Source organism: Serratia sp. (in: enterobacteria) (assembly GCF_046715635.1).
In the GTDB taxonomy this organism is placed as follows: domain Bacteria; phylum Pseudomonadota; class Gammaproteobacteria; order Enterobacterales; family Enterobacteriaceae; genus Chania.
This window is the reverse complement of record NZ_JBKJYW010000015.1, coordinates 1-8,256: the sequence shown is the minus strand read 5'-3', so window position 1 is coordinate 8,256 and position 8,256 is coordinate 1. Positions and strand designations below refer to the sequence as shown.

Below are 8,256 nucleotides of genomic sequence, written 5' to 3'. Positions count from 1 at the left end.
CGAGACTTACGGGGCTTCAGCGAGATGACTAGGCATCATCAGGTACACCGGGCGGCGCTCGTACAGTGCGGTGTTCAATAAGCGATCGATTTCCGCTTCGTCATTGCTGGCCGTCAGGCCGGCCTGTGCGATGGTGACCTCTTTCGCCATGCGGGCAAAATGACCGAAGTCCCCATCCCCCAACGAATGGTGCAGCAAATCCCCGGCACGCTGGGCTCGCAAAGCCGGTGCGCCAATAATGTGGATCACCGGGAGGTATTCGGCATAGCTGCCTGCAATACCGTTTATCGCGCTTAATTCACCGACGCCAAAGGTAGTCAACAGTGCCGCGGCAGGTTTACAGCGGGCATAACCATCGGCGGCATAGGCGGCATTCAGTTCGTTGGCGCAACCTACCCAGGTTATCTGCTGATGATCGATAACATGATCGAGAAACTGCAGGTTGTAATCTCCCGGTACGCCGAAAAAGTGGCGAATACCGATCTGAGCTAACCGATCGAGAAGATAATCTGCCACCGTATAGCTCTTGTTCATGAAGATCACCTAGGTAACGGGAGAATGGTTAGTATTAAGTATTAAAGATGCCGCCGAATTTTCGAACTTTATCGGCAAAAGGTACTGGAAACCCCGCTTTACATCTGCGCACCAACAGCAGGCAGCAGGGTTAACCGATAAACAATATGAATAAATCGCGGGCAATTAGCGTGATCTGGCACTCTGACAACCCAAGTGGAAACGCATACACTCAATATCATTTCCCGCCGTCGATGAGGATCTTATGGTTTACCAAGCTGAGCCTAACCGCTACCAGAATATGGAATATCGCCGCTGTGGCCGCAGCGGGCTGCAACTTCCTGCTGTTTCACTCGGTCTGTGGCACAACTTTGGCGATAGCACGCTGTATGACAATGCGCGCAGTCTGGTGCACCGTGCCTTCGATCTTGGCATTACCCACTTCGATCTGGCCAATAACTACGGGCCGCCGCCGGGTTCTGCCGAGGAGAATTTCGGCCGCATTTTGCATCAGGATCTCCAGCCTTATCGCGATGAGCTGATTATCTCCTCCAAGGCGGGCTACACCATGTGGCCTGGACCCTACGGTGACTGGGGATCGAAGAAATACCTGGTCGCCAGCCTGAACCAGAGCCTGCAGCGTATGCGGCTCGACTATGTGGATATCTTCTACCATCACCGCCCTGACCCAGATACACCATTGGAAGAAACCATGGCGGCACTGGATTTGATAGTGCGCCAGGGGAAAGCGCTGTATGTCGGGTTATCGAATTATCCGGCCGAACGAGCGCGGCAGGCATTTACCATCTTGCAGCAGCTTGGCACCCCTTGCGTGATCCACCAGCCGAAGTACTCGATGTTTGAACGCTGGGTGGAACCCGAGTTGCTGGATACGCTGGAAGAGCATGGCGTGGGTTCTATCGCCTTTTCACCGCTGGCGGGGGGCATGCTGACCGACCGTTATCTGCAAGGCATTCCGCCAGACTCGCGCGCTGCCAGCGGTAGCCGCTCACTCACCCCCGAGCAGATTACCGAGGCGAAACTGCAAAAGGTTCGCCAATTGAACGCGCTGGCAGAACAGCGTGGTCAAAAGCTTTCACAGATGGCGCTGGCCTGGGTATTGCGTAACGATCGCGTCACTTCCGTTTTGATTGGCGCTAGCAAAGTTAGCCAGATTGAAGATGCGGTCGGCATGTTGGCCAACCGTAAGTTCAGCGCAGAAGAGATCGCCAAGATTGAGCAGATCCTGATGTAATCGCTTACAAACCGCCGGTGAGCTATCGGCGGTTTTTTCGCCTCTCCACTCAGATAACTCCCAATCCCCGGTATCCCCCATGGCTTTCAGAATTTCCTCAAAGGCACAGTTCCCCCACGCCGCTAACATCCCCCAAATAAATACCTCATCAATTTTACGCATAGCGTTAAACAGTGAGGGATAACAATCGTTTTTCATGGCCAAAACCTATACCGATGAACGTGCTTCATTATCGGTACCCGGCCAAGGGAGCCTAAATGTTTAAACCTCTGTTTACCGCTGCCATTCTGGCGGCGCTTTTCATGCCCATAGCCCATGCCAGCAGCGTCAATATTGATTTGCTGCCTGGGGTCTCATTGCAGATTGGTGACCAGGACAAACGCGGCAATTACTGGGACGGTTACGACTGGCGCGATCGCGACTGGTGGTATGGCCATCAAGGGCGTGATTTAGGGGAGCGCAGCCGCCGAGGCTACTATTGGGATGGTTATCGCTGGCGTGACCGCGATTACTGGCACAAAAACTACTACTACCACGATGGCCGCTACCGTAAGGCCGATAAATACTATTACAAACAGTACAAAAAACACCATTATAACAACAAGCATCATCACAAAAATCACCATCACGATCATGATGATTGACCCCTCGCCCGCTCCCTCTCCCACAGAGAGAGGGAGCGGGTGCGGAGTCATTGTCAGGTACGGAAGTTAATCTGTAGCAAGGGTGATGTAGAGAACGAGTACCGTAGTTACTCTGTGGCCCGCCCCCTAACCCTAAAGCAGGCTGCTTACCAGCAAATAACCATTTAAGCCCACCACCACCAACACAATCAGTTTACCGAGATTCTGGATCAGACGACCGTTAACCATATCCCCCATCAATTCACGATTGCCGGTAAACGCTAGCAGCGGCACCAACGCCAGGGCGATACCAAAGCTAAGCAGCACCTGGCTCAAAACCAGGATACGCGTTGCATCCATCCCCATCATGATGACAATAAACGATGGCATCATGGTGACCACTCGCCGTACCCAGATTGGGATATAGAAGCGGACAAAGCCCTGCATCACTACCTGCCCTGCCAAGGTGCCTACCACGGTAGAAGAGAGACCGGCTGCCACCAGGCTCAGGCCAAAGATGGTGGCCGCCGCATTGCCGAGCAGCGGCTGCAACGTCAGGTAGGCTTGGTCGAGATCGGCAATGCCGCTATGCCCGTTGAAATGGAATGCGGCGGCGGCAGTGGCCATCATCGCCAGGTTAACAAAACCGGCAATGGTCATGGCAATCGCCACGTCCAACTTGGTGGCAGAGTAACGTTCGGCTTTAGAGGCTTTACCGGCGGTCTGCGTCAGCGAGGAGTGCAAATAAATGACATGCGGCATGATGGTGGCCCCTAATACCCCCGCAGCAAGAAACACCGCGTCACCATTCGGCAAATCCGGGATCGCCATCCCTCTCAGTAACCCGCTCAGCTGCGGTTGAGAAAACACCAGCTCCACAATATAGGCCATTGCCACAAACAGCAGCAGACCGCCAATCACCAGTTCCAGTGGCTTTTGCCCGCGTTTTTGCAGCATCAGGATCAGGAAGGTGGCAATACCGGTGAGGACTGCGCCTTGCAACAGCGTTACCCCCAGCAGCAGTTTGAAACCGATCGCGGCACCGATAAACTCGGCCAGGTCGGTGGCCATCGCGATAATCTCTGCCTGCACCCAATAGGCCCAGACAGCCGGGCGCGGGAAGCGATCGCGGATATGTTCGGCAAGGTTTTTACCGGTAGCGATACCGAGTTTGGCGGACAGCAGTTGGATCAGCATCGCCATGACGTTGGCCCACACCACCACCCACAGCAGCGTGTAGCCAAAAGAAGCGCCAGCTTGAATATTAGTAGCAAAATTACCGGGATCGATATAGCCGATGGCGGCGATAAAAGCAGGCCCCATCAGAGAAAGTTTGATCTTTCTGGACGGGCGGCTGGAGGAAGTATTGTTAACCGCGCGACTGTTCAGCATAGCGAAAACCCTTACTATTTTTAAGCTCACCTTCATCTTTACTTAAATGATAATGATTATCAAGTGCATTTGCAGCGATAAGGGTTATCTCTGCGATAGCCAAAAACGAAGGTTTTATCGAACAGATCGCATGAAATCCTAGCGTTTCCATCTACTCTAGATCACAAGGTTCAGAGCAGATCACGCTTGATAGTAAAACTAGCACAAAAATGCCACGAACACGCATATTTATTAACATCTTGATCTTTGGTGCTTTGCTGTCATAGATTAGGACTATCTCCACTATGACTTTCCATATTTGCAATGAATGTCTCGTTTTTAAACTTGGCGTTACATAAAATGACAACCGAAATTCAGCCTGCCTCAAATTTGGAGCAAACATGTCCCATATTGCGCACTTTGCGTTAGCGTTAGTGGTGGTTGCGATCCTGGCTCTGTTAGTGTGCCGCGATCGTAAAAACATCCGCATCCGCTATGTTATTCAGTTGTTAGTTATTGAAGTGTTACTGGCCTATTTCTTCCTGAATTCGGAAGCAGGTTTAGGCTTTGTAAAAGGCTTTGCAGCAATGTTCGACAAGTTGCTCGGGTTTGCGGGGCAAGGGACTGATTTTGTGTTCGGCGGGATGGGTGATAAAGGCCTGGCCTTCTTCTTCCTGAAGGTATTGTGCCCAATCGTGTTCATCTCTGCCCTGATCGGTATTCTGCAATACATCAAAGTGCTGCCGTTTATCATCCGCATCATCGGGACCGTGCTGTCTAAAGTGAACGGTATGGGCAAACTGGAATCTTTCAACGCCGTCAGTTCGTTGATCCTGGGTCAGTCTGAGAACTTTATTGCCTACAAAGATGTGCTGGGCAAGATGTCAGAAAAACGCATGTACACCATGGCCGCTACCGCGATGTCGACAGTTTCCATGTCCATCGTTGGCGCGTACATGACCATGCTGGATGCCAAGTATGTGGTGGCAGCGCTGGTACTGAACATGTTCAGCACCTTTATCGTCCTGTCACTGGTCAACCCTTATGACACCAGTAAAGAAGAAGAGCTGCACCTCGGCAATCTGCACGAAGGCCAAAGCTTCTTTGAAATGCTGGGTGAATACATTCTGGCAGGCTTCAAGGTGGCGATTATCGTTGCCGCGATGCTGATTGGCTTTATCGCTCTGATTGCCGCGCTTAACGGCCTGTTCAGCGCCATCTTCGGCCTGAGCTTCCAGGAAATCCTGGGCTACTTCTTCTATCCATTTGCCTGGGTCCTTGGCGTGCCTAAGCATGAAGCGTTGCAGGTTGGCAGCATCATGGCGACCAAGCTGGTTTCCAACGAATTCGTCGCTATGATGGAACTGCAGAAAATCGGTGCTGAGCTGTCCCCACGCAGCATGGGTATCCTGTCCGTGTTCCTGGTGTCCTTCGCCAACTTCTCTTCTATCGGTATCGTAGCCGGTGCGATTAAAGGGTTGAACGAGCATCAGGGCAACGTGGTTTCACGCTTCGGCCTGAAGCTGGTTTACGGCTCTACCCTGGTTAGCTTGCTGTCAGCAGCCATCACAGGCCTGGTTCTGGGCTAACTGCTTTAGAATCACCAAGTTCTAGTCTTAAGACGCCCGATGAAGTTTATCGGGCGTTTTTTATTGGGAGCCCAAGTGACAATGCTGCTGAAATTGTAGCGGCGAACACGTTCGCTCCGAGATGGTTATAATGGGCGCAGCAAGCAGCGCCCCTACAGCACAAAAGCAAAAAGCCGACCCAAGGGTCGGCTTTTCAAATGGTGGTGGAGCTAGACGGGATCGAACCGTCGACCTCTTGCATGCCATGCAAGCGCTCTCCCAGCTGAGCTATAGCCCCACAAAAGTGGTACGCGTTAACCGTGCGTTACGGTATTCCCCAACCTTCCTGAGATAAAAGGTTGGTGGAGCTAGACGGGATCGAACCGTCGACCTCTTGCATGCCATGCAAGCGCTCTCCCAGCTGAGCTATAGCCCCAATCCACAATCACAAAATCCTGTGAACGGGGCGCATAATATGAAACCCCAGAAACCCTGTCAACGGCTAAATTGAAATCCTCGATCAAGCGCTGAAAAAGCCGCCAAATCAGCGCGTTTAATGCTAAAAAAGCGCCGCTTTGGGCACAAAATAAACCGGTAACAAAAAAGCCCCGCGAATCGCTTCGCAGGGCTTTGTCGGGTTAGCTGGCAACTAACGGTCAGGCTTGCGCTTCACGCTCGGCAATATAAGCCAACGCCTGATCAATACGCTTGAGGGAGCGAGCCTGGCCGATAGCATGTACGGTAACGTCCATGCCCGGTGACTGACCAGCGCCAGTGACCGCGACGCGCAATGGCATCCCTACTTTACCCATTCCCACACCCAGTTCGTCTGCCGTGCCCTGAATGGCGTCGTGCACGTTCTCTGGCGTCCAGTGGGTAATTGCGGCCAATTTGGCACGTACGGCTTCCAGCGGCTGGCGTGCGACCGGGCGCAGGTGTTTCTTCGCTGCATCGGCGTCAAACTCGCTGAAGTCCTGGTAGAAGTAATGGCAGGACTCCGCCATCTCCTTGAGCGTTTTGCAACGCTCGCCCAGCAGTTTGACCAGATCTTTCAGTTCTGGACCGTTGCGGGTTTCAATCCCCTGCTGCTCAACATGCCATGCCAGATAGACCGCCACTTCTTCCGCTGGCATATGGTTAATATAGTGATGGTTCAACCACTGCAGCTTTTCGGTGTTGAAGGCGCTGGCGGATTTGTTGATCGCATCCAGGGTGAAGAACTCTTTCATCTCATCAATAGAGAAGATTTCCTGATCGCCATGGGACCAACCCAGACGCACCAGATAGTTCAACAATGCCTGCGGCAGATAACCGTCATCACGGTATTGCATCACGCCAACGGCACCGTGGCGTTTAGACAGCTTTTTACCGTCATCACCCAGGATCATTGACACGTGGGCATATTCCGGCACCGGTGCGCCCAGCGCTTTCAGGATGTTGATTTGGCGCGGCGTGTTGTTGATATGGTCTTCACCACGGATCACGTGGGTGATTTCCATATCCCAGTCATCGATCACTACGCAGAAGTTATAGGTTGGTGCACCGTCGGTACGGCGAATGATCAGATCGTCCAGCTCCTGGTTGCTGAATTCGATCGGGCCACGGATTTTATCGTCGAAGATGACCGAGCCTTCCTGCGGGTTACGGAAACGCACTACGTGTGGCTCGTCGGCAGTGTGGCTGCACTGGCTATCGCGGCAATGGCCGTCATAACGTGGCTTCTCGCCGTTTTCCATTTGCTTTTCGCGCAGCGCTTCCAGGCGTTCTTTCGAGCAATAACACTTATAGGCCGTTCCCTGTTGCAGCATTTCATCAATCACCGCGTTGTAGCGATCGAAACGCTTGGTCTGGAAGTACGGACCCTCATCCCAATCCAGGTTCAACCAGTTCATGCCATCCATAATTGCGTCGATAGCCTCCTGGGTTGAACGTTCGAGATCGGTATCTTCGATACGCAATACAAACTCACCGCCGGAGTGGCGGCTGAATAACCAGGAATAGAGCGCAGTACGGGCGCCACCGACGTGCAGATAGCCGGTAGGGCTTGGGGCGAAACGGGTTTTGATTTTCATTGGGTTCACTGCCTTATTACGCAATGCGTGTCAGCGGAGTGCCGACGATTGCTCGGAATGTAAAATAGTGGACGACATTCTACCACTCCATGCTAATTCCTCAACGCCAGCACGCTATCGGCCGCTTCGCTTTGCGGCGCGCTACGCATGATACTGTGCAAAGAATCGACCTGGTCGGTGATAAATATCGCATCCTGTCTAAATTTGCGGCGAACGATTGAAATCATTTTAAAAACCGTTGACTCACTTTCAACTATCCCTATAATGCGACTCCAACAAGACGGGGTGATTAGCTCAGTTGGTAGAGCATCTCCTTTACACGGAGGGGGTCGGCGGTTCGAGCCCGTCATCACCCACCATCTTGTTAACGCAGTAAGCAATGAGAACAATGAGGGTGATTAGCTCAGTTGGTAGAGCATCTCCTTTACACGGAGGGGGTCGGCGGTTCGAGCCCGTCATCACCCACCATCATTCTCTCATATAGCAGTAAAGGGAAGTCCTGAAGTGGGTGATTAGCTCAGTTGGTAGAGCATCTCCTTTACACGGAGGGGGTCGGCGGTTCGAGCCCGTCATCACCCACCATTTCAGCTTCAGAAAGCAGTAAACCACATTCGTGGGTCGTTAGCTCAGTTGGTAGAGCAGTTGACTTTTAATCAATTGGTCGCAGGTTCGAATCCTGCACGACCCACCATCATTTAGAAAAAGGCGCCTTTAGGCGCCTTTTTCGCATATGCGCTCCCCACAAGAGTACCGTCTCCCTCAGCACATACGCAAAGAAGGGTCGTGTGGGTGAGGACCTGCGTTCAGGTTCGAGTCTCGCTTGCGAGACAACGGCGGCGGCCGGTCATCCTGCA

At 52.6% G+C, this 8,256-nt stretch carries 7 protein-coding genes, 6 tRNA genes and 1 pseudogene; 7 read left to right on the top strand and 7 right to left on the bottom strand.

All coding sequences use genetic code 11. The annotated features are described in order from the left end of the window. Positions 1–9 precede the first annotated feature (9 nt). A pseudogene (locus ACLQ7H_RS00705) lies at positions 10–534 on the bottom strand (thiamine pyrophosphate-binding protein); the annotation flags it as partial. A gap of 244 nt (positions 535–778) precedes the next feature. Here ACLQ7H_RS00705 and mgrA point away from each other — a divergent pair. Both mgrA and ACLQ7H_RS00695 read left to right on the top strand, forming a co-directional pair. Further along, positions 779–1,768, top strand: coding sequence for an L-glyceraldehyde 3-phosphate reductase (gene mgrA / locus ACLQ7H_RS00700; protein ID WP_411751011.1), 990 nt, complete (start codon positions 779–781; stop codon positions 1,766–1,768). A 257-nt stretch (positions 1,769–2,025) separates the two neighbouring features. Further along, positions 2,026–2,412 (top strand): DUF2502 domain-containing protein, encoded by a 387-nt coding sequence (locus tag ACLQ7H_RS00695; protein ID WP_411751010.1) that lies wholly within the window; start codon positions 2,026–2,028, stop codon positions 2,410–2,412. Between the two features lie 132 nt (positions 2,413–2,544). Here the strand turns inward: ACLQ7H_RS00695 and ACLQ7H_RS00690 are convergent, their stop codons facing one another. Together ACLQ7H_RS00690 and ACLQ7H_RS00685 are read right to left on the bottom strand one after the other, a co-directional pair. After that, positions 2,545–3,783, bottom strand: coding sequence for an Nramp family divalent metal transporter (locus tag ACLQ7H_RS00690; RefSeq protein ID WP_411751009.1), 1,239 nt, complete (start codon positions 3,781–3,783; stop codon positions 2,545–2,547). After that, complete coding sequence (locus tag ACLQ7H_RS00685) at positions 3,761–3,934, bottom strand: hypothetical protein (RefSeq protein ID WP_411751008.1); 174 nt, start codon at positions 3,932–3,934, stop codon at positions 3,761–3,763. Before ACLQ7H_RS00685 ends, ACLQ7H_RS00690 begins: the two co-directional genes overlap by 23 nt. 229 nt (positions 3,935–4,163) lie before the next feature. Between ACLQ7H_RS00685 and ACLQ7H_RS00680 the strand changes: the two genes are divergently transcribed. Next, entirely contained in the window at positions 4,164–5,351 is a 1,188-nt protein-coding gene (locus tag ACLQ7H_RS00680; RefSeq protein WP_021178662.1) for a NupC/NupG family nucleoside CNT transporter, read from the top strand. A 201-nt stretch (positions 5,352–5,552) separates the two neighbouring features. Here the strand turns inward: ACLQ7H_RS00680 and ACLQ7H_RS00675 are convergent. From ACLQ7H_RS00675 to ACLQ7H_RS00660, 4 genes are all read right to left on the bottom strand, one after another. Beyond that, positions 5,553–5,628: transfer RNA gene (locus ACLQ7H_RS00675), tRNA-Ala, on the bottom strand. Positions 5,629–5,690: 62 nt separating this feature from the next. Then, positions 5,691–5,766: transfer RNA gene (locus ACLQ7H_RS00670), tRNA-Ala, on the bottom strand. Between the two features lie 220 nt (positions 5,767–5,986). After that, positions 5,987–7,402: a glutamate--tRNA ligase gene (gltX, locus tag ACLQ7H_RS00665; protein ID WP_411751007.1), complete on the bottom strand. Its 1,416-nt coding sequence runs from the start codon at positions 7,400–7,402 to the stop codon at positions 5,987–5,989. A gap of 92 nt (positions 7,403–7,494) precedes the next feature. After that, complete coding sequence (locus ACLQ7H_RS00660) at positions 7,495–7,629, bottom strand: hypothetical protein (RefSeq protein WP_411751006.1); 135 nt, start codon at positions 7,627–7,629, stop codon at positions 7,495–7,497. Positions 7,630–7,685: 56 nt separating this feature from the next. On the opposite strand from ACLQ7H_RS00660, the gene ACLQ7H_RS00655 reads away from it, so the two are divergent. From ACLQ7H_RS00655 to ACLQ7H_RS00640, 4 genes are all read left to right on the top strand, one after another. Next, a tRNA-Val gene (locus ACLQ7H_RS00655) sits at positions 7,686–7,761 on the top strand. 33 nt (positions 7,762–7,794) lie between these two features. Beyond that, positions 7,795–7,870, top strand: a tRNA-Val gene (locus tag ACLQ7H_RS00650). Positions 7,871–7,908: 38 nt separating this feature from the next. Further along, positions 7,909–7,984, top strand: a tRNA-Val gene (locus ACLQ7H_RS00645). A 33-nt stretch (positions 7,985–8,017) separates the two neighbouring features. Next, positions 8,018–8,093, top strand: a tRNA-Lys gene (locus ACLQ7H_RS00640). Positions 8,094–8,256: the final 163 nt, after the last annotated feature.

Coding starts and splice junctions, on each gene's coding strand:
- mgrA (WP_411751011.1), top strand. CDS start 779: ATGGTTTACCAAGCTGAGCCTAACCGCTACCAGAATATGGAATATCGC.
- ACLQ7H_RS00695 (WP_411751010.1), top strand. CDS start 2,026: ATGTTTAAACCTCTGTTTACCGCTGCCATTCTGGCGGCGCTTTTCATG.
- ACLQ7H_RS00690 (WP_411751009.1), bottom strand. CDS start 3,783: ATGCTGAACAGTCGCGCGGTTAACAATACTTCCTCCAGCCGCCCGTCC.
- ACLQ7H_RS00685 (WP_411751008.1), bottom strand. CDS start 3,934: ATGGAAACGCTAGGATTTCATGCGATCTGTTCGATAAAACCTTCGTTT.
- ACLQ7H_RS00680 (WP_021178662.1), top strand. CDS start 4,164: ATGTCCCATATTGCGCACTTTGCGTTAGCGTTAGTGGTGGTTGCGATC.
- gltX (WP_411751007.1), bottom strand. CDS start 7,402: ATGAAAATCAAAACCCGTTTCGCCCCAAGCCCTACCGGCTATCTGCAC.
- ACLQ7H_RS00660 (WP_411751006.1), bottom strand. CDS start 7,629: ATGATTTCAATCGTTCGCCGCAAATTTAGACAGGATGCGATATTTATC.